General features: G+C 68.0%; 20 protein-coding genes and 4 pseudogenes. 18 read left to right on the top strand and 6 right to left on the bottom strand.

Annotated elements, in window-relative coordinates; translation table 11 throughout:
• The first annotated feature begins 123 nt into the window (after positions 1-123).
• On the top strand, positions 124-801 hold the full coding sequence (locus tag OG842_RS01240; protein WP_266733369.1) for a response regulator transcription factor: 678 nt from the start codon (positions 124-126) through the stop codon (positions 799-801).
• A gap of 27 nt (positions 802-828) precedes the next feature.
• Here the strand turns inward: OG842_RS01240 and OG842_RS01235 are convergent, their stop codons facing one another.
• Positions 829-2,502, bottom strand: a complete 1,674-nt coding sequence (locus tag OG842_RS01235; RefSeq protein ID WP_266726677.1) for a sensor histidine kinase — start codon at positions 2,500-2,502, stop codon at positions 829-831.
• Between the two features lie 768 nt (positions 2,503-3,270).
• Here OG842_RS01235 and OG842_RS01230 point away from each other — a divergent pair.
• The 6 genes and pseudogenes from OG842_RS01230 (at position 3,271) to OG842_RS01205 (ending at position 9,006) form a co-directional block, all read left to right on the top strand.
• On the top strand, positions 3,271-3,438 hold the full coding sequence (locus OG842_RS01230; protein ID WP_323185688.1) for a hypothetical protein: 168 nt from the start codon (positions 3,271-3,273) through the stop codon (positions 3,436-3,438).
• 91 nt (positions 3,439-3,529) lie between these two features.
• Positions 3,530-3,724, top strand: a pseudogene (locus OG842_RS01225) (ATP/GTP-binding protein); the annotation flags it as partial.
• 1,110 nt (positions 3,725-4,834) lie between these two features.
• Positions 4,835-6,433 carry an ABC-F family ATP-binding cassette domain-containing protein gene (locus OG842_RS01220; protein WP_266726676.1) on the top strand — a complete coding sequence of 533 codons (1,599 nt, stop codon included), beginning with the start codon at positions 4,835-4,837 and terminating at the stop codon, positions 6,431-6,433.
• A 53-nt stretch (positions 6,434-6,486) separates the two neighbouring features.
• Positions 6,487-7,671, top strand: a complete 1,185-nt coding sequence (locus tag OG842_RS01215) for an IS701 family transposase (protein ID WP_266726591.1) — start codon at positions 6,487-6,489, stop codon at positions 7,669-7,671.
• 182 nt (positions 7,672-7,853) lie between these two features.
• Positions 7,854-8,206 (top strand): annotated as a pseudogene (locus tag OG842_RS01210) (DUF6197 family protein); the annotation flags it as partial.
• 602 nt (positions 8,207-8,808) lie between these two features.
• Positions 8,809-9,006, top strand: a complete 198-nt coding sequence (locus OG842_RS01205; RefSeq protein ID WP_266726674.1) for a hypothetical protein — start codon at positions 8,809-8,811, stop codon at positions 9,004-9,006.
• Between the two features lie 59 nt (positions 9,007-9,065).
• Here OG842_RS01205 and OG842_RS01200 read toward each other — a convergent pair whose 3' ends face one another.
• The 3 genes and pseudogenes from OG842_RS01200 to OG842_RS01190 all read right to left on the bottom strand — a co-directional run bounded on the left by OG842_RS01200 (position 9,066) and on the right by OG842_RS01190 (position 11,109).
• Positions 9,066-9,617: a hypothetical protein gene (locus OG842_RS01200; RefSeq protein WP_266726672.1), complete on the bottom strand. Its 552-nt coding sequence runs from the start codon at positions 9,615-9,617 to the stop codon at positions 9,066-9,068.
• A gap of 40 nt (positions 9,618-9,657) precedes the next feature.
• Complete coding sequence (locus OG842_RS01195; protein WP_266726670.1) at positions 9,658-10,113, bottom strand: DinB family protein; 456 nt, start codon at positions 10,111-10,113, stop codon at positions 9,658-9,660.
• 377 nt (positions 10,114-10,490) lie between these two features.
• Positions 10,491-11,109: pseudogene (locus OG842_RS01190) on the bottom strand (TetR/AcrR family transcriptional regulator).
• A 127-nt stretch (positions 11,110-11,236) separates the two neighbouring features.
• On the opposite strand from OG842_RS01190, the gene OG842_RS01185 reads away from it, so the two are divergent.
• Together OG842_RS01185 and OG842_RS01180 are read left to right on the top strand one after the other, a co-directional pair.
• Positions 11,237-12,175, top strand: a complete 939-nt coding sequence (locus OG842_RS01185; protein ID WP_266726668.1) for an alpha/beta fold hydrolase — start codon at positions 11,237-11,239, stop codon at positions 12,173-12,175.
• Between the two features lie 337 nt (positions 12,176-12,512).
• Positions 12,513-12,785, top strand: a complete 273-nt coding sequence (locus OG842_RS01180) for a DUF6225 family protein (protein ID WP_266726666.1) — start codon at positions 12,513-12,515, stop codon at positions 12,783-12,785.
• A gap of 277 nt (positions 12,786-13,062) precedes the next feature.
• On the opposite strand, the gene OG842_RS01175 is transcribed toward OG842_RS01180, so the two are convergent.
• Entirely contained in the window at positions 13,063-13,500 is a 438-nt protein-coding gene (locus OG842_RS01175) for a hypothetical protein (RefSeq protein ID WP_266726664.1), read from the bottom strand.
• 740 nt (positions 13,501-14,240) lie between these two features.
• On the opposite strand from OG842_RS01175, the gene OG842_RS01170 reads away from it, so the two are divergent.
• From OG842_RS01170 to OG842_RS01155, 4 genes are all read left to right on the top strand, one after another.
• Complete coding sequence (locus OG842_RS01170; protein WP_266726662.1) at positions 14,241-14,759, top strand: hypothetical protein; 519 nt, start codon at positions 14,241-14,243, stop codon at positions 14,757-14,759.
• Between the two features lie 33 nt (positions 14,760-14,792).
• Positions 14,793-15,101, top strand: a complete 309-nt coding sequence (locus OG842_RS01165) for a hypothetical protein (protein ID WP_266726660.1) — start codon at positions 14,793-14,795, stop codon at positions 15,099-15,101.
• Positions 15,102-15,312: 211 nt separating this feature from the next.
• On the top strand, positions 15,313-15,744 hold the full coding sequence (locus OG842_RS01160) for a DUF7878 domain-containing protein (protein ID WP_266643999.1): 432 nt from the start codon (positions 15,313-15,315) through the stop codon (positions 15,742-15,744).
• Between the two features lie 42 nt (positions 15,745-15,786).
• On the top strand, positions 15,787-16,554 hold the full coding sequence (locus OG842_RS01155; RefSeq protein WP_266735643.1) for a transposase: 768 nt from the start codon (positions 15,787-15,789) through the stop codon (positions 16,552-16,554).
• A gap of 292 nt (positions 16,555-16,846) precedes the next feature.
• On the opposite strand, the gene OG842_RS01150 is transcribed toward OG842_RS01155, so the two are convergent.
• The gene (locus OG842_RS01150) at positions 16,847-17,425 is read right to left on the bottom strand and encodes a phosphotransferase family protein (protein WP_266726658.1); all 579 of its coding nucleotides are present in this window, start codon (positions 17,423-17,425) and stop codon (positions 16,847-16,849) included.
• A 105-nt stretch (positions 17,426-17,530) separates the two neighbouring features.
• Here OG842_RS01150 and OG842_RS01140 point away from each other — a divergent pair, with 105 nt between their 5' ends.
• The 5 genes and pseudogenes from OG842_RS01140 to OG842_RS01120 all read left to right on the top strand — a co-directional run bounded on the left by OG842_RS01140 (position 17,531) and on the right by OG842_RS01120 (position 22,338).
• On the top strand, positions 17,531-18,634 hold the full coding sequence (locus OG842_RS01140) for a hypothetical protein (protein ID WP_266726656.1): 1,104 nt from the start codon (positions 17,531-17,533) through the stop codon (positions 18,632-18,634).
• Between the two features lie 3 nt (positions 18,635-18,637).
• Complete coding sequence (locus OG842_RS01135; protein ID WP_266726654.1) at positions 18,638-19,501, top strand: DUF3592 domain-containing protein; 864 nt, start codon at positions 18,638-18,640, stop codon at positions 19,499-19,501.
• A 26-nt stretch (positions 19,502-19,527) separates the two neighbouring features.
• On the top strand, positions 19,528-19,848 hold the full coding sequence (locus tag OG842_RS01130) for a hypothetical protein (RefSeq protein WP_266726652.1): 321 nt from the start codon (positions 19,528-19,530) through the stop codon (positions 19,846-19,848).
• Positions 19,849-19,980: 132 nt separating this feature from the next.
• Positions 19,981-21,194 (top strand): annotated as a pseudogene (locus OG842_RS01125) (IS3 family transposase).
• A 355-nt stretch (positions 21,195-21,549) separates the two neighbouring features.
• Complete coding sequence (locus tag OG842_RS01120) at positions 21,550-22,338, top strand: SAM-dependent methyltransferase (RefSeq protein WP_266726650.1); 789 nt, start codon at positions 21,550-21,552, stop codon at positions 22,336-22,338.
• Positions 22,339-22,409 lie beyond the last annotated feature (71 nt).

The following is a 22,409-nucleotide window of genomic DNA, read 5'->3' as shown; positions in this document are numbered from 1 at the left end:
ACTGTTTCCGCCCCTCTCCCCGAACCGATCGAGCATGTGGTGAATGAGTTCGCGAATACCCCACCGAGCACGACCCCGACGAGCACGGAACCGCCCCGGCCCGCGGCCCCCGTACGCGTCTTCATCGTCGACGACCACGAGGTCGTCCGGCGCGGCGTACGCGATCTGCTGGAGGCCGAGGACGACATCGAGGTCGTCGGCGAGGCGTCCGACGCCCGGGAGGCGCTGGCCCGGGTACCGGCCAGCAGACCGCAGGTCGCCGTGTTGGACGTACGCCTCGGCGACGACCGGGGCGGTGATCGCGCCGGCATCGAGGTGTGCCGGGAGCTGCGCGCGCTGATGCCCGAACTTGCCTGCCTGATGCTGACGTCGTTCGACGACGACGAGGCACTGTTCGACGCCATCATGGCGGGCGCCGCAGGGTACGTGCTCAAGCAGATCAACGGAGCCGATCTGATCACCGCCGTACGCAGGGTCGCGTCGGGCACCTCGATGCTCGATCCGCGGACGACCGCCCGGGTGATGGAGCGGCTGCGGGGCGGTGAGCGGCCCCCGGCGGAGGCGTCGGAGGGATCGGAACTGGACGGACTCACGCCCAGGGAACGGCAGATCCTCGATCTCATCGGCGAGGGACTCACCAACCGCGAGATCGCGGAACGCCTCTTCCTCGCCGAGAAGACCGTCAAGAACCGCATCTCCTCAATCCTCGCCAAACTGGGCGTGGGCCGCCGGATCCAGGCCGCGATGCTCGTCGGCCGGGTCAAGGACCGTCAGGGGTGGCCCCAGGCCCCAAGGGGCTGACGGGTACTCGGACGCCGGTCCCGGGCATCAGTCGTGCAGCGGTGCGCGCCAGATGATCCGGGTGCCGCCGTCCGACGGCCGTTCGACGGCCAGGGTGCCGCCGCACAGTTCCGCCCGCGTACGCATGTTGGCCAGCCCTCCGGGGTGCTCGGGCGTAGACCCTGTCCCGGCCACGGTCGTGACACCGTGCCGGATTCCGATGCCGTTGTCGGTGACGGTCAGGGTCACCGTGTCGTCGGCCGACAGCACGATGTCGATACGCGTGGCACGGGCATGGCGGGAGGCGTTGGACACCGCCTCGGCGGCGACCGCCACCACATGTTCGGCCAGCTCCTCCGGGACCGTGGTGTCCACCGGCCCGTCGATCTGCAGAGAGGGCCGGAAACCGAGGGCGTGGGCCGCCGTGCGAGCGGTCTCCGCCATCCGGTGCCGCAGCCCTCCGCGGCCCGGACCGTCCGCCGTCCGCAGATCGAAGATGGTGGACCGGATGATCCGGATCGTGGTGTCCAGATCGTCCACCGCCCGGCTGACCCGCTCGGCCGCGTCCGGCCGGTCCGCGATAGCACGCGTGGTGCTCTGCAGGGTCATCCCGGTCGCGAAGAGACGCTGGATCGCCAGATCGTGCAGATCGCGGGCGATCCGGTCCCGGTCGTGCATGACGGCGAGTTCCTCGGACTCGGCCCGCCTATGGGCCAGTTCCAGGGCGATGGCCGCCTGGTCGGCGAAGCCCGAGACGAGCGCGACCTCGGTGTCGTCGAACGGCGGGCGGTCCACCGGCCGCCCCAGGCGCAGAACACCCCTGGTCTCCGCGTCGACCCGCAGAGGCACCGTCACCACCGGGCCCAGACCGTCCTCGGCACCGTCGCCGAACGGGTGCGCCCGGGGATCGGTACGCACATCGGCGCAATGCACCGGCGTTCCGGTACGGGCGGCGAGTCCGGCCAGTGAACCCCGCGCGGGTACGGACAGCCCCGTGACGCGCTCGGAGTCCCTGCCGTGGGCGACGGCAACGGTCAGACGTGCCTCGGCCCCGGATGCCTCCGAAGTCCCGGAGCGGGGCGCGGGGGGTACCGGCAGCAGGATCGCGGCCCGGTCGGCCCCCGCCACCTCCATCGCCCGCTCGGCGATCAGATGCAGCACCTCGTCGGCGTCGGTCCCCGAGAGCAGGGTGCGGGTGATCTCGCCCAGCGCCTCCAGCCGCCGCTCCCGGCGACGGCTCTCGTCGTACATGCGGGCGTTGTGGATGGCGACCCCGGCCGCGATCGACAGGGTGGTCACCACCGCCTCGTCGTCGGCGTCGAAACTCATCCCGCCCCGCTTCTCGGTGAGGTAGAGGTTGCCGAACACCTCGTCCCGCACCCGCACCGGCACTCCGAGGAAGGTGCGCATCGGGGGATGGTGGGGCGGAAATCCGAAGCTGCGCGGATGGTTGCTGAGATCGGTGAGCCGCAGTGGTTCCGGGTGCCGGATCAGCTCACCGAGAATGCCGCGCCCGCACGGTGTCTGGCCGATCTCAGCGGCGAGCTGCTCCGATATGCCGACCGGCAGGAACTCCAGCAGCTTCTGCCCGTCCCCGACGATGCCGAGCGCCCCGTACTCCGCGTCGGTCAGGGTCACCGCGGCCTCCACGATCCCGCGGAGCACCTCGGGCAGCTCCAGGCCCCGCCCCAGGCTCATCACGGCATCCAGCAGACTGCGCATCCTGTCCGGCCGACTGGGCTGGGGCCAGGCCGCCGGGCCGGCACAGGAGGGGTCGGGCAAGGCCCTGGGTGCTGTCTCTGTCATCGGGCGCCGCTCTCAGGATCCGTGTGCCGTATGCCGGGAATCGCTCACCGGATCACCGCAGGGCTGGGACCGGTCCACGGACGGTCAGCCTACGGCAGCCGCAGGGCGGTTACGGCCGTGCGCCGCCGGCCCGGTGATGCCGGTCGGCTCCCTCACGCCCAGGCAAGTAGGGCCGGTCGGCCCGGCGGAACGTACCCCGTCGGTCCCTGGAGGGCTTCGAGGGGTGCGGCCAGCATGGTGCGGCCGGGAAGGTCCGGTCCCGTCCCCTCGTGATCCACCGGACCTTTCCGGCCGCTCACCGCCGCCTGTACGGCCGGGCGAGGTGGTGCTCGGATCTGCCACTCGCCCCGAGCAGTACCTCCCCACCCGTGCTCCCCCGCCACCACATCCCGAGCCCGAGAGGCAGACGCAGGAACTGAGCGGGGCATCCGCAGGGGCGGGAAAGGACAGCCTCGACGACCTCGGCCAGGACGCGCAGGACGCCAGCGCAGACGAGACCCCGGCCGGTCCGGCTGCACGTGTGGCCGGGTACGGGCTCTATGACGCCCGGGCGGAGGCTCTCAAGTGGTGACGGGCCACGGTCCTGGCGCGGGCGGCGCCGCTGCGCAGTGAGGCGTGGATGAGCGGGACAGACACGAGGGGAACACGCCCGCCGGCGGGAACCCCGCCCGCGGGGCATGGCCGGTGACCACCTGGCAGGGCTGGCAGCACTTCGCCACCACGCCTCCCCCCGGTACCGCCAGCCCCGGTGGCCCGGCGCGCAGCGACGAGGAACACCTCGCCTACCACTCCGCGTTCGTCACCACGCGCACCCCGGCCATCGATACCCTCACCACCAGCGTGCGGACCTGATGGTTCTGGGGCGCCGTCAGGAGGCCAGCGCCCGCCCCTCGCTGATCGTCACCGCCCCGCAGCAGCCGGGAAGACCACTGCCCGGCTCCGCGTGGGGCGTGCCGGTCACCTCGCTCATACTCAAAGGCGCCCGCTCCCGGCCTCGTCCGTACGTCCGCTGGTGCCGATCGCGTACGTACTGGTCCCGCCCGCCGCGAGCGCGAAAGCCCTGGCTTCGGAGTTCGCTCGCTACCTCGGTATCCCCGTCACTGCCCGGATGACGCAGGCGCGGATCACCGACGCTGCCTGCCATACCTACAACCGTGTGGGCGTGCGTCTGGTCGTGATCGACGAAATGCACCGCCTCAATCCCCGCACCACCACCGGTGCGGACCAGATCACGACCGAACGTACCGCGTCCCGCTGCTCTCCCGCGTCCTGCTGGAAACCTGGCGCCGACGCCAGGGCCGCACTCTCACCCTCGACGCTACGAACGAGCCGGCGGACTACAGGGATCCATAGCCCAGAACGCCGAAGCCATCTACGGCCGGCTCGACGAACACCGACAACGCCTGGCCCGCCGGGTAGAGGATCGCGGTGGCGATCTCAGGGGCTCCTGGCAACCGCCCCGCTCCTGCCCGGATCGTGGTGCAGGCCTGCCAGCCGTTCGGACCCGATCGGCTGAAGACTCGGGCAGATCTTCTCCTGGACGGGTTGCGTGCGGCGGACAGCGACTGGGGGCTCGTCATCGCTCCGCACCCGGCACAGGGCGCCGACGCCTTCTCTCCGGTGTTACGGAGGGCCACTCGTGGCCGTGGCCGATTCGCGAGTCGGCGCTCGGGGCTGCCTCACTGGTGCCGACGCTCTGGCGAGCGCCTACTCGACGTGCGGGATCGAGGCCGCTCTGCTCGGCGTCCCGGTCCTCGAAATCGGCTCGCCGGGCGAACGCACGCTGGACCTGGCCGGCCATGGCCTCGCGAGGAGGCGCAGCAATGCTCACGACAGCATTGAGGGTGGCCGGAGTTGATCAATGTTACTGTGAGCAGTATGTCGGCCCACCACATGATCTGTGACTCCGGCCGTGCGGTGCGCACGGTCCGGTTCGGTGTGGCCACCTTCCGAGGCGGTTCCAAGGCCGCAGACCGGCGCCCCACGGGCTTGGTCTGGATCGAAAGGGCTGCAGCAGCGGCTACGTCCCTCTGACACTTGCGGCTGAGGATTTCCTCGCCGGTCAGGCCACCAGTTTTGCGCCGATAATGCGCTACGAGTGGTATGTCCATGCTTCGCCCCTGCGCCCGCCCGGACACCGGGATCAGCCGGGGTGGCACATCGTCGCTCCGAAGCCGCAGCCTCGCTCCACAGCCCCGTATTTCCCCGGACCCTCCTTCCGCCGTCCGACCCGCCCTGGAGTTTTACCGTGATCACCGCTTCCGGCATCGAGCTGCGTGCCGGCGCCCGCATCCTCATCGAGTCCGCTTCCTTCCGTATCGCCAAGGGCGACCGCATCGGTCTGGTCGGTCGCAACGGAGCGGGCAAGACCACGCTCACCAAGTGCCTTGCCGGCGAGGGCAATCCCGTCGGCGGCACGATCGCCCGCTCCGGCGAGGTGGGCTACCTCCCGCAGGACCCCCGCACCGGCGACCTCGACGTGCTGGCCCGCGACCGCATCCTCTCCGCCCGTGGCCTCGACGAGATCCTGCGCAAGATGCGGGAGAACGAGGAGCGGATGGCGACCGGCAAGGGCGCCACCCGCGAGAAGGCGATGAAGAAGTACGAGCGCCTGGAGACGGAGTTCCTCACCAAGGGCGGCTACGCCGCCGAGGCCGAGGCCGCCACCATCGCCGCCGCGCTCAGCCTGCCCGACCGGGTCCTCGGACAGCCGCTCCATACGCTCTCCGGCGGACAGCGCCGCCGCGTCGAGCTGGCCCGCATCCTCTTCTCGGACGCCGACATCCTGCTGCTCGACGAGCCGACCAACCACCTCGACGCCGACTCGATCGTCTGGCTGCGCGACTACCTCAAGACCTACCGCGGCGGCTTCATCGTGATCTCCCACGATGAAGAGCTGGTCGAGACGGTCGTCAACAAGGTCTTCTACCTCGACGCCAACCGCGCCCAGATCGACATCTACAACATGAGCTGGAAGCTCTACCAGCAGCAGCGCGAGGCCGACGAGAAGCGCCGCAAGCGCGAGCGGCAGAACGCCGAGAAGAAGGCCGCGGCCCTCAACTCGCAGGCCGACAAGATGCGCGCCAAGGCCACCAAGACCGTCGCCGCACAGAACATGGCCAAGCGCGCCGAGCGGCTGCTGTCCGGTCTGGAGGCCGTCCGGGTCTCCGACAAGGTCGCCAAGCTCCGCTTCCCCGAGCCCGCACCGTGCGGCAAGACCCCCCTGATGGCCGAGGGCCTGTCCAAGTCGTACGGCTCGCTCGAAATCTTCACCGATGTGGACCTCGCCATCGACAAGGGCTCCCGGGTCGTCATCCTCGGCCTCAACGGCGCGGGCAAGACCACGCTGCTGCGGCTCCTCGGCGGCGCCGAGAAGCCCAACACCGGCGAGGTGATCCAGGGCCACGGCCTCAAGCTCGGCTACTACGCCCAGGAACACGAGACCCTCGACCCGGACCGCTCCGTCCTGGAGAACATGCGCTCCGCGGCGCCCGACCTCGACCTCGTCGAGGTCCGCAAGACCCTGGGCTCCTTCCTCTTCTCCGGCGACGACGTCGACAAGCCCGCCGGCGTCCTCTCCGGCGGCGAGAAGACCCGTCTCGCCCTGGCCACCCTGGTGGTCTCCTCCGCCAACGTGCTGCTGCTGGACGAGCCGACCAACAACCTCGACCCGGCCAGCCGCGAGGAGATCCTCGGCGCGCTGCGCACGTACAAGGGCGCCGTCGTCCTCGTCACGCACGACGAGGGCGCGGTCGAGGCGCTCCAGCCGGAGCGCATCATCCTGCTGCCCGACGGTGTCGAGGACCTGTGGGGCGCGGACTACCAGGACCTCGTCGCGCTGGCCTAGTACTGCAACGGTGTTTGCTGTGACGGGTAGGCAGGTCGATCGTTGGTGTTGTCATGGGTGGGGATCTTGCTGAGGTCAGGTCGTGGGCCGGTGAGTTGGGTGCGGTGCAAGGGCGGTTTCTTCACCGATTCGGCAGATCGGAGCCTCGTGAGTCAGCTCTTGCCTATATGCGGGGACTCGTAGCCCCGTTGCAGCGGAAGAACGGCTGGACGCTGGCCGAAGAAGCCGGCCACGCAGGTCCGGACCGCATCCACCGGCTGTTGAACCGGATCGAGTGGGACGCCGACGAGGTTCTGGACGATGTGCGTGACTACGTGGTCGAGCATCTCGGCGATCCTGGTGCGGTGCTGATCGTGGACGACACCGGCTTCCTGAAGAAGGGCACCGGTTCGGCCGGGGTGCAACGGCAGTACTCCGGCACCGCGGGCCGCACGGAGAACTGCCAGGTCGGTGTCTTCCTCGCCTATGCGGCCCCGCTCGGACGAACGCTGATCGACCGCCGTCTGTATCTGCCTGCCTCCTGGACGGACGACCGAGAGCGGTGCCGCCGGGCCGGCATTGACGACGAGGTCGGCTTCGCGACGAAGGTGGCGATGGCCAAGGAGATGGTCCGCCGCGCGATCGCCGGCAAGATCCCGTTCCGCTGGGTGACCGCAGATGCCGGCTACGGCTACAGCAAGGGCTGGCGCTCTGAGCTGGAACAGGCGGACGTCTTCCACGTCATGGCCACCACCCGCCACGACACGGTCGTCACCCGCTGGGCCATCGACCACCCCGTGAGCGATCTATTTCCCGCCCTGCCCCGGCAGAAATGGAAACGCCGCTCGTGCGGCCAGGGCTCCCACGGGCCCCGCGTCTATGACTGGGCACGCGTCGAAGTCCGCCCCTGGCACCGGCCCGACCGCCGGCATTGGGTGATCGCCCGTCGCAGCGTTGCCCGTCCCCAAGAGCTCTCCTACTACATCGCCTACGGCCCGGCCGACGCCACCCTGGACGAGCTGATCCACATCGCCGGGAGCCGCTGGGCGATCGAGGAATGCTTCCAGACCGCGAAGCAGGAGTGCGGCCTGGACGACTACCAGGTCCGCCGCTACCCCGGCTGGCACCGCCACATCACCCTGGCCATGGCCGCCCACGCCTGCCTCACCGTCCTGCGGGCCCGCCAGCTCGACACCGGGAAAGCAGAAACGGATCCTCCCAGCTCATCCACCTCAGCCTCGCCGAGATCAGACGCCTGATCCACCGCCTCACCAACCGACGGCACGCACCCGTCGACCACATCCTGCACTGGTCGACCTGGCGCCGAAAACGACAACACCAAGCCCGAACCAGCCACTACAAACAACGAGGCCACGCCCCACCGACTGACCACCCGTCACGACAAACACCGTTGCAGTACTAGGGACTGTTTCTCGGATCTCCTGACAGGACTGGGGCATGGCGCCGCATCGGACAAGCCGACATCCGCCCCTCCACCCACCTCGCCTACGCCCGGCAAGTCCTGACTGAATGGGGCTGGATGAACGAGCCCTACCGGCTTGGAACGGGCGCGGCGCCCGGTGCGTATGCAGCGACATGCTCAGTTGCCAGCGCATGGGCATGGGCTCCGTGAACACCATGAACCAAGCCGGCGCATGGCTTATCACCGAACTGCGCGCATAGGGATGGACCGGCCTCATCGGCGCATGGAACCGGACCCCCGGCCGCACCGCCACCGACGCACTCCGCCTCATCGACGCCACCATCCGCCGCGCCTCCCATGCAGGCCAGTGACCATTCATTGAAACCCTCGTCAACGCAGCCGCCGCGGTCGCCATCTGAACCGGGGGAGTAGCAGCCCGGACAAACGCTCACCCATGCGTCACGATTGACTTGCACGGCCGGCCAGGGAGCCCCCGTGTCCCCGCGCCCACTCCCCGGCCAGGCCGTGCCACACCGCATAACCCCCGGAAACCCGGGCACCAGACCGTATGACCCGAGCTTGAGCAGGCACATCCCCCGACCCGCTCAAGCCGCCTCGGCCCCACCAGCACCCCTCGGCTGGTGGGGCCGACGGGTGCCACGACACGCCCTTCGTGAAAGCGTCAGGAAATTGTGATGGGGGTTACTGCCGGGTCATGGGCCGCGGTGAGTCTCGGAGGATCTCGGAAGATCTCGTGATGCCCACTGCCAGAGAAACCGGCCAACACTGTACTAGAATGTCCGAAATTCTCCCCCGGTGTTGTTAAGCCTCTTTACAGGCTCGTCGGCCTAACACACCGCCCAACTGCATTTCTCACCAACGCAAAAGGAGCCCCGCTTCCTCGACGCGGTTTCCTAGGCCATGGGTCGAGGGGGCTCCTTGCGCGGCGTCCAGGCATCAGGAAGGACTCCGAATGCAGAGTAACGCGAAACCACCCCCTGAGCCCAGCTTCGGCGTGGACAGAGGACGCGGACCAGTCGCCCGCCACCTGCGGAAATGGCTGGTCAGCCGTGAACAGAGCGTCCATACAAGTTTCATGTGCGGCGTGGCGTACAGGCTCGGCGACTTCGCGGCCGGCCTGGTCATCGCCTGGCTGATCGCCCGCTACTGACCGGTTGTAAGCGTCGGGCCCTGCACCACATGGCGTCGGGCCCGACTGCGTGTCAGTGCTTACTTCACCGGCTTCCACACAGCCCACCGCTCCGACGTGAACTGCCCGTCCGACGCCCGTATCGTCACCGTGATCTCCTGCGCCGACGTCGCCAGACGGTTGTTGATGATGTCTCCGGATTTCGTCGTCCGTTCCCAGTAGCAGTCCTTCATGCTGCCCCTGGCCCGGTACATGCCCGGCGGGATCGTTTCCTCGTCCTCGTCCTCGCCCGCGTCCGCGTCCGCCGGATTGTTTGACACCACATACGTGCCGGCACCGAACCACCGATCGCACTTCCCCGACACCGCCTGCTTCAGCACCGGCGTCCACTTCGGGCACAGCTTCGGCGCCCCCGCCTGCAGCACCGCTTTTCCATCGCCGTCCATGTTCCCGGACTCGGCCAGCCACTGTGGCCGCGATGCCCCGTCCACCGCGCTCACCGGCAACGACTCACAGATGTCCGACACGAAATCCGACGCTGCCGGGTACAGGTCATCAACAACCCACCCCTTTTCATCTGCCAGCCGGTCGATGTCGCCCTCAGGCGTCGCCGGGTAAGAGCTGATGCTCATCCCATCTCCCGGGCACCTGCCGGAGCGGTCTGAGAAAAGCTCAGTCACCCGTCGCCCCGTCGGTCCGCTCCCGCAGGAAGTCGGCGTGGCCGTTGTGGCGGGCGTACTCCTGGACCATCAACATGTAGACCCAGCGCAAGCTGAGGGAGACTCCGCGAGAGGACATGAAGGTCTCGTCGAGGCCGTGCCCGGCCGCCGCCGCGTCGCACGCTTTGACTTCGGTCTGGAACAGTCCGAAGTTTCGCTCCGCATCGGCTGCGTGAACTCCGTCGAGTCCCTCATTGCCATCTGATGGGCCGGTGAAGACATCACCGATCGCCTCACCGGCGAAGCTTCGCCGGAACCACCATCGCTCTACCTCCGCCATGTGCCGGACCAAGCCAAGGAGAGTGAGGTTCGACGGCTCTACGGTCGTTCGCGCCGGTTGGGCCGGCTTAAGTCCGGCGCACTTGGCCAGCAGCGTTTCCCGGTGCCAGCTCAGCCAGCCTTCCAACATCTGACGCTCAGTTACGGTACCTAGGAGGCCTAGCTGCTTGGTGCGTTCGACCGGTGGTGCTGTCCATGTCATGGATCCACCCTGCACCGCCATCCGGGAGGGTTCGAGCAGGCAAAATGGCAACGCGGCCAGGCCGCACTCTGTGATTACTGAGCGTAGAGAACTCCGTGATCACGTGGATCCGTGGCCGTTCTGATGCCCCCGCCACCTCCCGGGCGCCTATTGCCCGTCGGCCTTATAGCGGGTTCGATTCCCGTCATCCGCTCTTGAACGAAGGCCCAGGTCGGCGACCTTGGGCCTTGTGTGTTGCCTGAATCCTTCAGAGCCGCGCACTATCCGCGTGCCACAAGTGCCGCAACGGCACGTCGGATTGGGCCCTACCCAACCGCCGGCGTCTCGACGGTCACGAAGATCCGGTCCAGGTGGTGATGGAGTACCTCGATGGCCGACTCCGGACTCCGCTGGCCCACGAGGATGCTGGTACCCATGCTCGCCGTCATTGCGAGCAGACTGATCGCCTCCGTGCGCGCGTCGACGCCGGGATCGGCCAGGCCTGATGCCTGGGGCTGTTCGAGCAAGCCTGTCAGGGTGTTCTCCGCGGCGTCGGGGTTGTCGAGGAAGGGCTGAGCACCCAGCGCCTCATCCGTTACGGACAGGATCGAGTAGGAGCTGTGGAGGAGGTGGAAGGTGCGGCTCTCCTCGTCGGTGGGGAGGGACGCCAGGAGGATCGCCTCGATGGTCGGGGCCCGGGTCCGAGCCGGCGGCAGCCAGGCAGGTGCCCACCCGTGCGGTGAAGCGATCGGTCAGGTGCTGGACCCCGTAGAAGAGCAGCTTCTCCTTGGTCTCGAAGTAGTACTGCACGAGCCGGAGTGACACTCCAGCCTCCGCGGCCACGTCACGCATGCCGACGGCGTGCAGTCCTTGCCGCCCCACGACCCGGATGAGCGCATCGGCGATCTGGGTGCGCCGCTCCTCGTGATCCACGCGCTTTGGCATGTGCCGGTGTCTCCGCCCGTCGGTGGTGGGGTTCGCCGCCCGTTCTCTCCGGACACCCTCATGGTACCGCCGTACCACCATCATGGTACGGTCGTATTACGAAAACGGATCTTCCCGGAGGTGCCCCGTGCCCGAGAACACGACCCGTGTGCGCCGCGACGTCGGCCGCTACGTCAACGACACCCTGCGCGACCGCTACTTCGTTGCCAGCGACGTCCTCTACGCAATGGGCGCACCCGTTCGTTCCGAGACGGACGTCGAGACGAGCTTCGGCACCACGCACGTCTACCGGTACGGCCCCTCGGACCCCGCCGCCGAATCCCGCACGCCGGTCGTCCTGATACACGGCGCGGGCTACTGCTCGGCGATGTGGTACCCCAACACCCCCGCGCTCAGCGGTGAACGGCCCGTCTACGCGCTCGACACCCCAGGCGACGCCGGGCGCAGCGTCCACCGCGAGCCCATGTGGCAGCCCGAGCGTGCCGCCCAGTGGATGGACGAGGCCCTCGACGCGCTCGGCCTGGACCGGGTCCACCTCGTCGGCTCCTCATATGGCGGCTGGCTGGTGCTCAACCAGGCGCACCGCCGACCCGGACGGCTCGCCTCGGTCACCGCCCTCGACCCCGGCGGCCTGGAGAAGGTAGGCCTGCGCTTCTTCGCCTGGGTCTTCGTGAGCCTCTTCGCCAGCTTCGCCCCCAAGGCGCTGCGCCCCCGCCTCGCTTCCTGGCTGGAGCAGCCGGTCATCGCCGTTCCCGAGTTGCGGAAGTGGGTCCAGGTGGGCGCCCGGGCCTTCAGGATCCGCCGCCCCGCCCCGCTGCCGCTGGCCGAGGACGCGCTGCGCTCCATCCGGACCCCGCTCTACGTCATCATGGGCAAGCGCAGCCTTCTGGTACACCCGCAACGGCAGTTGGAGCGGGTGCCGCGCCTGATCCCCGGGGCCCGTGCCGAGATCATCGCCGCGACGGGCCACGGACCGCAGATCGACCATCCCGACGTGGTCAACGCCCGGATGCTGAGCTTCATGGAGGATGTCGACTCCCTCGACCCGGCCGCAGCCGACGCGTAGGACCTGCAGCTGGGGAACACTGGCGCAGGTGTGGCGGCTGCAGTCAGTGCAGGTGCAGCGGTGGTACGACCAGGACCACGGCGAGGAGACGTGGCCTTGGTGACGGATATCGCCTGCCCCGAATTGGCGAGAGTCGACACCGTTGGCCCGAGAGGCTGGCCCCTCCCCGACGCGGACCGACCTCGCGGCCGCCCGGTACGGTGCCCACCGGCTGGGCCTGTTTCACCACCGGTGATCAGCTTTTCACCCCGGTCCCCTGTACCCCGGATCAGCGTTCTGGCCCGGGGTGCAGCCGTGTCTCCACCAGCAACGCCACCTGATTCGGCACTCTGTGCCCATGACCGACGTCTTTGACCACGCGCCGCAGGTATGGAACGCTGCGCAGCTCCGTGCAGCGCTCAAGGACCTGCCCGACGACACACCCATTCACATCGGTGTCGCCGAAGACCCCGGCGACTTCGGCGGGTACCGTGAATCCGTCCTCGTCGACGCCCACCACGTCGAGAACTGGTGGCCGGCCACTGGGACCACGCCCGAACGGGCAGAGAAGGAGAAGGCGCTTACTCTCTTTGCCGACTGGACGCCCGGAGAGTACGACCTGCTCGACTGAGCCTGCGAACCCACGATGCCGCAGGCGAAGGATGTCGTGCCGTACTCACAGTCCGGCGAGGACAGGAAGGCGAGCGCTCCTAATGCTGTACGCGTACAACATCGGCGCCGCCGCCAGGCCGCGGCGACCGGGGCCTGCGCTGCGGGCAGGGTGTCTGTGCCCATGCCCCGTTGTCAGTGGCCCCGGCTCGCCAGGGCGTCAATGACTCAGGACGCTGTGAGGGCCCGCACGGACTACTCGTCCGTGCGGGCCCCCACGCTGTGTTCCAGGCTTGCGGCTACTCCTTCTTGTCACCGCCCTCGGCATCGGCCTGTTCGCCGGTTGTGTTGGTCTGTGCCTCATCCGGGGTGTCCAGTTCACCGGAGGGCGTGCGGTCGTCCATGGTGATGGTGACCGGTCTGCCTGTCACGGCGAGTCCGGACAGGCTTTCCGCGACCCGCTTGTAGAGCACGGTGGCCAACTCCTGGTCGCCGTCCCCGTCGGCCGCGGTTTCCTCGACCGAGTGCAGGGCAATCGGCAACGCGATGAGCGACCGTCCGGACAGCGCAGCGCGGACACGTTCCTCGCCCTTGTCCAGGACCTGCGCCGGCACCCGGAAGTGTGGCTGCCGCCCGGCGTGCGCCGTGAGGAACTCCCACACGTCCCGATGACAGAGCACGGTCGGGGACGAGACCCGGGCCGCCTCCCGCAGCAGCGCGCTGTGCTCCCCAGTCACCTCCTGCCTCCGCTTCCTTGGCCGCGTTCTGCTCCAGTTCGGCCCGCAGAGCAGCCGTCTCCTCGCGAAGAGAGGTCAGCTCGGTACGCGTTTCCTTCCCTGCCGCCTCCAGTTGCTCGCGCAGCACACTCGTCACCCCGTCCAGCTGTGCCCGTACGTCGGCACGGACGCCGGCCAGCAGAGCGGGCGGCTGCTTCTCCAGCGCGGACCGCAGCGAGGCGAGCTCTTCGGCCAGGACCTCGCGCACCGCGCGCAGGATCTCCTCCAGCGAAGCTGCCGACAGCAACGGGCTGTCCGCGTTGCCGCCGTCCCGCTGCGCCGGAATTACAGCGGTCGCTGCGATCTGCGGCGCGGCGTTCTGTGTTCGTTGCCGCGGCCACCGGGATCTGGCTTTCCGTGGTGAGGGGCTCGGCGATTTCCGACGGCAGTTTGACCTCGTGGGCGGCCGGTCCGGATCTGTTACTGGCGACGGAAGTCGGCGTGAACGGTACGGGCGAGGTGAGGGCGTTGACCGCTTCCCTCAACCCGCGCATTTCGGCGGAACTCACCATCGCCCTGCGCGCAGCGGGCCGGCACAAGCATGCTGAGGCACTGCCCTCGCGGTCGCCGAACGGTGTGCGGCGAAGGACGTCGTCAATGTGATTGAGTGCTTCACCGCCCGGGGAACGGCCGGGGAAGCTGACCTGATCCTCTGTGCGACACAGGACCGGAGCGTCTCGCATGTACTGGCGTTGGTACGTGTGCTGGTACAGGGGAGGCGCAGCGACTCCGCCGCCGTGGTCGTGGACCGGGCGGTGAGCCGTTGGCCGGCCGACGCCATGGCCACCATGATCGCCGGTCTGTACAGTACGGACCATCTTCCGCAGGCTGCCCAGGCATTGATCGGCTCTATGCGCCACTCCGCGGTCGCGACACGGTTCCTCCTGCGGTATCCGGACGAGGCCTACCCCGGTGCGGAGGCCGTGTTGCGGATGGTCACCGCCACGGGTAGTCCCGAGCGAGCCGCGCATCTGCTGACCTGTCTGGAGAGCAGTGAACTGCTGTCGCTGGCCGAGGCGGTGTTCCAGCAGACTCTGACGGACAAGCCCACCGGTCACGCGGGGCAGTTCCTGCGGGTGCTGGACCAGTCGGGTTCCGCCGTCGTACAGGAAGCCGGCCTGTATGCCCGAGCGTGCGCGGTACCTGGGCAGGACATGGCGCCGCTGCTGCTCGCCCTGGCCGCTGCTCAGCGGCTGCGCGCTGTCGACGCCGTGGCGTGAGGCTGCATCAGCAACGGCGACAGCGCCGAACTCGTGCTGCTTCTGAGGCAATTGCACAAAAGCGATCACCCGACGCACCCGCGTGCCACGGACGTCATCGATCAACTCTTCGCCGCCGTGACGGAAACCTGGACCACAGAGCAGCAGGAGATGCTGGTGATCTCGCTCGCACAAGCGAGTCTGACACACGATGCCGACCGGTTGGCCCGCCGAGCCGCGAGCCGGTCGGGGTCCAAGGGCGCCCTCAAATACGAGCAGACCAAGCACGAGCAGAAAGTGTTCTCCTTCACGTTCTGGAGGAAGAGCTCTCTGGGCAAGCAGGGGGAGCCAGGCGCACGATAAGCGACGGCACCGGGCTGCGGTGGGCCTTCGTTAGTACCTGACACTGTCGGAGATCTTGAAATCTGGAGCTGCCGAAAAGGACGGGCATGTCGATTAAGGCTTGTCCCGCAAATGGTGTGCCAGGCAGGGTGACCGGCATGACTTGGTACGGTTGTCCGCATTTGCATGGCCTGGAGGTGTAGCGGGCCTCGGATTTCATGGAGGCCGAGCGGTGAGGTTCGTCTGCCGGAGCTTTGGACTGTCGGATCTGCCGCGGCGCGGTCTCGCCACACACGAGGCTCCCCTGGAGCTGCTTCTCCTCGACATAGAGGCAGAGCTGTCCATCTGGGAAGAGGGGAGGGCGGTGTGGTCCGAGGAAGCGTTTCCCGTGGCCGAGCTTGCTTACCACCTGGCGCGCTGGCTCCAGAGTCCGCTCGCCGGCCAGGAGGGTTTCAGGTTCGACTCGATGCAAGCGGATGCGGGACTGATCCGCATCGTGGGCTCTGATGGAGGTTGGCGAGTCGGCTCCGACTTCCAGCCCGACTGCTGGACCTCGCCCATCGTCTGGGATGTTCTCGTGGCGGAGATCAAGGAGTTCGACCGCTCTGTGCGTGAGGGCGTCGCTGCGATGGGTATCGAGCCGTCCTTCATCCCAGAGGTTTGACGGCTCTTCCATCCGGTCGGGACGGGATGGAATGATCATGACGTGGCTGGTGTGATCACGGCGTCAGAGCCGTCTTGGATAGGCCCGTTCACCGGGCTGAGCCCGCGCCAGTTCGCCAAGTTGGTGACCGCGCTTCGGCGCGACGGAGCGGACGCGATCCGCAAGGGGCGTCCATGGGGTCTTCCGCTGGAAGACCGAGCGTTGTTGATCGCGGTGTACTGGCGCACGAACTTGACGATGCGCCAGCTTGCCCCGCTGTTCGGGGTGTCGAAGTCGGCGGCAGACCGCATCATCGACCATCTCGGCCCGTTGCTCGCACTCCAGCCGCGCAAGCGGTTCCGGAAGGACACCGTGCTCATCGTGGACGGCACCTTGGTGCCCACCCGGGACCACACAGTGGCTGAGCAGTCCAAGAACTACCGGTACTCAACCAATCACCAGGTCGTCATCGACGCCGACACCCGGCTCGTCGTCCTGGTTGGCCAGCCTCTGCCCGGCAACCGCAACGACTGCAAGGCATGGGAGGAATCCGGTGCCAAGGCCGCCGTCGGCACCACCACGACGATCGCTGACGGGGGCTATCCGGGCACCGGACTCGTCATGCCCCACCGGCGACGCAAAGGCGAGGACCTGCCCGACTGGAAGCAGGAGCACAACCGTTCACACAAACAGGTCCGGGCCCGCGTCGAGCACGCCTTCGCCCGCATGAAGACCTGGAAGATTCTGCGCGACTGCCGCCTGAGAGGAGACGGCGTCCACCACGCCATGGCCGGCATTGCCCGCCTGCACAACCTCGTCCTCGCCGGATAGGCGAACGGACCGAACTGGGACAGCATCGCGCCTGGCCACTCCGAGATCAATTGCGGGACAAGCCTTAGGCGGTGCGTTTTACCCGCTCAGAGGGGTCGGCTTCAGGTTGTGCGCCCTGTGAAGAACCTGCCATCGTCCTGGTGACCGTTGGGCGAACGCATCGTTCGTGGTCTGTGATGCCGGCGTGACTCGCCATGCCCGTCGTGATCGGCAGCTCCAGATTTCAAGATCCTCGACAGCGTCAGGCACTGAAGGGCCTGCTGATCGGGTAGGCGGGTGGATCGGGTGGGTGTCAGTGCAGGGCTGCGTCGAAGGTCGCGCGGTTGGCCGAGGTGTAGGCGTGTTCCCGCTCGGACCACCGGATTCGGCCGGTGATCTCGTGGTCATCGGCGACACGTGGGGACGGGCGCGCGAGGTGGCTGCGCCAGCACTGGGCGTTGCGGGTCTGGCGGTCGAGCGCGGCATCGATGAGGCTGGAGCGGGAGGTGGCGTCGAGCCCGTACACGTCGGCGAGGATGCGTAGCTGTGCGGCCTGGACGGTAGCGGGCGGGGCGTCGGGCTTGGAGGAGATGCACCAGGTCCAGGCCGTGTAGCCGAGGTCTTCGAGGGGATCGCCGGGGGCAGCGGTGTCGAAGTCGATGAAGGCGACCGGGATGTCGTCTGCGAAGACCGTGTTGTTCGGCCCCGGGTCGTGGTGGCAGACCACGGGGTGCCGGCCGGTCAGGCGGCTGCCGCGGGTGGCGTCGTGGAAGGCGCGGAGCAGGGAGCCGGCGGCGGCCACCTGGGGGTCGGTCCAGCGCTGGAAGCGGGTGGTCGGGAAGGCGCTGACCGTCCGTACGGCGGCGGACGTGTTCCTCGACTTGCTCGACAACGCGAACACCCTTCGGTCGTACGGCATCGGTATCGGCAGGACCGCCGAACGCCCTTGGCGAGAGAGGTCTACCGGACGTCGCCTGAACCCAGCACAATCGCCCGTATGACGATCACCACGAGCGCCGCGCCGCCGCCCACGCACAACAGGCCCGTCGCGCTTGCCCGGGGGTTCCTCACGGGCGGCGTGACGGGGGCGTCCCTGGCGGCCGGCGTCGTCGGGATCGTCATTGAGAACGAGCCGCTGATTGTCGGGGGAGCGTGCTTGCTCGCGGTCTACGTCCTGATCCGCTACCTCGCCGGCATGCCGAGGCGCGCCCGGGAAGCGGCGATCCCGCCGCACCTGGCCCTCGCGATGATCGAGGGCCTGGAGGCCGTCGGGGGTGAGACGAGCGACATACCGGTGAAGTTCGACCTCACAGTCGCACCGGACGACGCACCGGCGTACCGCGTCGAGTTCACGCAGGACATCAACCTCGCCGACCTGCCCGACTACCGGCCGCGCGGCATCCTGGTCGCCCAGTACCCGCCGGACCGGCCGCTGAAGGTGAGGATCGTCAAACGACCGACACCGGACTGGGAGGAACGGGCCGCCTCGGCCCGCCTCGACTCGGCACCCGGACCGGCCCGGGCGAGCGACCCCTTGGAAGGCTGCGGTGCCACCCTGGTCGGGTTCCTCGGTCTGCTGCTCGGCGCGGCCCTGGTCGTCCTGTTGTTCCGCGCGGACCTGTTCGACCAGGACGACACCGATACCGCGCGGCCGTCGGTCTCCTCCTCCAGCACCTCCCCGTCGTCCACGACCACCGTGTCGTCGGCGTCCGGCACGGTGGCCCTCGGCCCCGGTCAATCCTTCCTGGACGAGGGCAGGTTGGGCCGTTCCGTCGCCGCGCTCGCCAAGGGCGAGGACAAGCAGCGGGTGCTCACCGTCGTCGTACAGGAACGCCTGCTGACGGTCGTCTTCGCCCCCACCGGCACCCAGGCGGCCTCCCGACTCGACCTGGATTCCCCGCCGTACGACCGTGTTCCCGCCCTGGTGAAGGAGGCCACGACCACGCTCGGCATCGGCTCCCCGCGCACCTGGCAGCTCACCGCCGACCGCCTCACCGGCAGGGTGGCCCTCAGGGTCTCCGTGACCGGCTCCGAAGGCACCGCCTATCTGGAGGCGGACGGGCAGGGCAAGGTCGTACGGCGCGTCTCGGCAGGAGGCTGATCCATGGACTGGCATGTGTATCCGGCGCTGTGGTGCGGGGTGTTCGGCGCGTGGGCGCTGGTCGGATACGGGAGGTCGCTGGCCGGGATGACCCGGGTGCAGCGGACGGTCCGGGCGACGGGACGGATCGAGCGGGTGGACGAGCCCCGGCACGGAAGCTCCCCGAGCGACGGGATAGCCGTGGTCGTCTCCTTCCAGGACCCGTCCACCGGGCAGGAGTTCACCGTCACCAACGAGGGTGAGCGCGGCGAGAGGATCAGCGTGGCCTGGACGGGCCGGGAGATCGGGGTCCACTATCCGCGCGGCAGACCCCACGCCTTCCGGTTCGCCAACCACCTCTCCGAAGGCGGGCGCGGCCTCGGCTGGGCGAACTTCGCGCTCTTCCTCGTCTACGCCGGTCTGGTCGCCGTCGCCGCGATCGACTTGGGCTGGCCGTGGGCGCTGCTCGGCCTCTGCGGGCCCTGGGCCCTTTCCGGCCTGTACCATCTGCCCGGCAACATCCGCGACAGGAACCGCCGTATCGACCAACTGGCCGCCATGGTTGCCGTACCCGGCCGTGTCGTCGCCGTCCTCAAGAGCGTCACCGTCGACTCCAACGACGGCCACACCCTGACCAACCTGATGCCGGTCGTCACCTTCACCACCCTCGACAGCAGGGAGGTCACGGCCTACTGCGAGCCCGGAATACCGGACACCGCCGGATCACGGGGCCTGGACCTCACGATCCACTACGACCCCGACGACCCGGCCCTCTTCGTCCTGGACGTCGAGGCCGAACGCCGCTCCTGGAAGCGGGACATGGCCGTCAACGTGGTGGGTGTGCTGGTCGTGGCGGCGGCGGCCGTGGTGGGGGTGATCGCGCTGTGACTCGGGAGCCGGGCTATCTTCCCGTCATGGAACCGCTGACGTTCGACTACGAGAACCTGCATCTGCGTGTGGACCGGGGAGTGTTCGAACTGTTCACCATGGGCAGATCCGAGCTCCGGGTGCCGCTGCGGTGGCTCGGGGCACTGGTGCACTACAAGAAGCCTGCCCGGCCTGGCCAGTTGTTCATTGGCACCGTACGCGATCCGAACGCCGTGCTCTACGGCACCGACCAGGCTGCCTTCTGGTACAGCACCTCGCCCGCGTTCCGGGTACCGCCCGGTGACGAGCCGTTGTTCCGCGCGTACTTCACCGATGTGGCCGCGCTCGCCGACCGGAGGGTGGTCTGAGGCGGAAGCGGCGGAGCCGAAGGTCTTCCAGCACGAGCGTCTGTACATCCAGGTCGACCGGGGGGATGGAGGCTGATCCTTTGGAGTGGACACCCTGACAATGGTTCTTGATGTCCAGGGAGGGATGTACAGGTGGGACGCAAGTCTCCGTATCCGGAGGAGTTCAGGAAGGACGCGATTGCGCTCTACCGCGCCGCGGGCGGCAAGCGCACATACGCGGCGGTGGCGGCGGACCTCGGTATCACCGCCGAGTCGCTGCGGACGTGGGTCCGCAAGGAAAACGAGTCGCAGGCACTGCCCGAGCGTCGCGAGGCCGGGGGAGTCCGGCTGAGGAACTGGCCCGGTTGCGGGCGGAGAAAGCCCGGCTGCTGAAGGCGGAGAAGGAGTGGCAGCTGGAGCGCGAGATCCTGCGCAGGGCAGCCGCCTATTTTGCCCGGGAGGTGAAGTGAGCCCCCGCCGCTGGGACTTCATCTCAGAGAACCGTGCCGACTTCGGCGTGAAGCGGATCTGCCGGGTTCTGGGCGTCTCCCGCTCCTGCTGGCTACCAGCACCGGGCCACTGCAGACGCCCGCGCCGAACGAGCCGTCGAGGAAGAGCGAACAATGTCGCAGATCCGACAGATCCATGCCGACCACCAGGGCGCCTATGGCGCCCCGCGCGTCCATGCCGAACTTCGCTCCCGCGGGAGAAAGATCAACCGCGAGCGCGTGAGCAGACTGATGAGGATCAACCGCATTGCCGGACGGCACCTGCGGCGCAAGAAGCGTACGACCATTCAGGACAAGACGGCCCCGCCTGTGCCGGACCTGGTGATGCGTGACTTCACGGCGGACATGCTCAACACCAAGTGGTGCGGCGACATGACATACGTCGCCGTCGGCTCGACCTGGCTGTATCTCGCCACGGTCATCGATATCTGCTCGCGGCGCGTGATCGGCTGGTCGATCGCGGACCGCATGCGCACCTCGCTGGTCACCGACGCGATCGAGATGGCCGTGGCCGCCCGCGGCGGGCAGGTCCACGGCGTCGTCTTTCACACGGACAGGGGCGCGCAATATGGATCGGCCGCCTTCGCCGAGGTCTGCCGTCGGCACGGCATCCGCCGCATCATGGGCAGCGGCGGCTCAAGTTATGACAACGCCCTCGCCGAATCGTTCTTCCAGGGCCCCAAGCGCGAGTTGCTGCACGGAAGGCGCTGGACCTCGAAGCCGCAGACACGGCTGGAGCTGTTCAGGTGGCTGTCGTACTACAACCGGCGCCGCCGTCACTCAGCCCTCGGCTATCTCTCGCCAGTTGAGTACGAACGGCATTTGATCACGTCACGTACGCTGTCACTCGTCGCGTGAAACCCGGTGTCCACCCCCGGGGATCAACCTCAACTCATCAGAGCCCCTTGGCGGGAGACAGAAGCCGACATGGTTGATGCCAGGCTCGTCGGAGCAGTTGACCAGAGGATTTCCGCAAGGGCTTCACCGCCATCTACGAGATCACCCTTTGAAAAAAGCGGCAATCTTCGGATAAGACGGTCTCTTTCGTCGACCTGAGCGGCACAAGACGATCGTGTACGCCCTGCAAGCCAAGGTGGACGCCACCAACGTCGCCCCCGACGTGAAGGGCACGTTCCGAGCTGACACGTGGGCGGGCCTGGCATGATGCCGAGGACCAAGGCTGCCCTTCAGACACTACGAGACGAGAAGCGAAATGACTGAGCAGACAGAGCTCGAGGCCCAGATCCGCAGCGGCGTACCGCACTCGGCCCGCGTGTGGAACTACTGGATCGGAGGCAAGGACCACTATCCGGTCGACCAGGAACTGGGAGACCAGGTTATCGCGAGCTATCCCCAGACCCGGGACCTTGCCCGTGCGTCACGGGCCTTCCAAGCGCGTGCGGTGCGTTACCTGGCCGACGAGGCGGGAATCACGCAGTTTCTCGACATCGGAACCGGGCTCCCCGTCCAGAACAGCACCCACGAGGTCGCCCAGAGCATCCAGCCGAAGGCACGCATCGTCTACGTCGACAACGACCCGCTGGTCCTGGCCCACGCCCGCGCCCTCTTGACGAGCGCACCGGACGGCATGACGAATTACGTGCACGCGGACATGCTGGAAGCTGAACAAGTACTCCACGAAGCCGGACAGACTCTGGACATGTCTCAGCCGGTAGCCGTCATGGTCCTGTCCACGCTGGGACATGTCGATCCCCAGTCCGGCATCGACCTCATGCGCCGATACATGACCGGCACCGTAGCCGGAAGTTATCTGGTGCTCTGCGACACGATCGCCACACCACAGACGCTGGCGGCCCAGGAAGCCTACGCGGCCGGAGACACTCCGCCCTACCTGGTGCGCCAGCCTGAGGAGATCCTTGCTAGCGCCGACGGGATGGAACTGGTCGACCCGGGATTCGGGTCCATCTCCCTGTGGCGTCCGAGCCGGAGCGAAGATGGTGCTGAGCCCGTCGATCAGTGGGGGTTCGTCGCCCGCAAGTGATATGTGGCACTTGCATACCCGCGGGCCATGGCCGAGACCCCGGACCGGCTTCGTTCCGCTGGGTGGCAGTA

Source organism: Streptomyces sp. NBC_00376 (assembly GCF_036077095.1).
Lineage (GTDB): Bacteria > Actinomycetota > Actinomycetes > Streptomycetales > Streptomycetaceae > Streptomyces.
Note: the sequence above shows the minus strand (reverse complement) of the source record. Positions and strands in the feature narration are given on the sequence as shown.

Coding starts and splice junctions, on each gene's coding strand:
- OG842_RS01235 (WP_266726677.1), bottom strand. CDS start 2,502: ATGCGCAGTCTGCTGGATGCCGTGATGAGCCTGGGGCGGGGCCTGGAG.
- OG842_RS01215 (WP_266726591.1), top strand. CDS start 6,487: ATGGGTGGGGATCTTGCTGAGGTCAGGTCGTGGGCCGGTGAGTTGGGT.
- OG842_RS01205 (WP_266726674.1), top strand. CDS start 8,809: ATGCAGAGTAACGCGAAACCACCCCCTGAGCCCAGCTTCGGCGTGGAC.
- OG842_RS01200 (WP_266726672.1), bottom strand. CDS start 9,617: ATGAGCATCAGCTCTTACCCGGCGACGCCTGAGGGCGACATCGACCGG.
- OG842_RS01195 (WP_266726670.1), bottom strand. CDS start 10,113: ATGTTGGAAGGCTGGCTGAGCTGGCACCGGGAAACGCTGCTGGCCAAG.
- OG842_RS01180 (WP_266726666.1), top strand. CDS start 12,513: ATGACCGACGTCTTTGACCACGCGCCGCAGGTATGGAACGCTGCGCAG.
- OG842_RS01140 (WP_266726656.1), top strand. CDS start 17,531: ATGACGATCACCACGAGCGCCGCGCCGCCGCCCACGCACAACAGGCCC.
- OG842_RS01135 (WP_266726654.1), top strand. CDS start 18,638: ATGGACTGGCATGTGTATCCGGCGCTGTGGTGCGGGGTGTTCGGCGCG.
- OG842_RS01130 (WP_266726652.1), top strand. CDS start 19,528: ATGGAACCGCTGACGTTCGACTACGAGAACCTGCATCTGCGTGTGGAC.
- OG842_RS01120 (WP_266726650.1), top strand. CDS start 21,550: ATGACTGAGCAGACAGAGCTCGAGGCCCAGATCCGCAGCGGCGTACCG.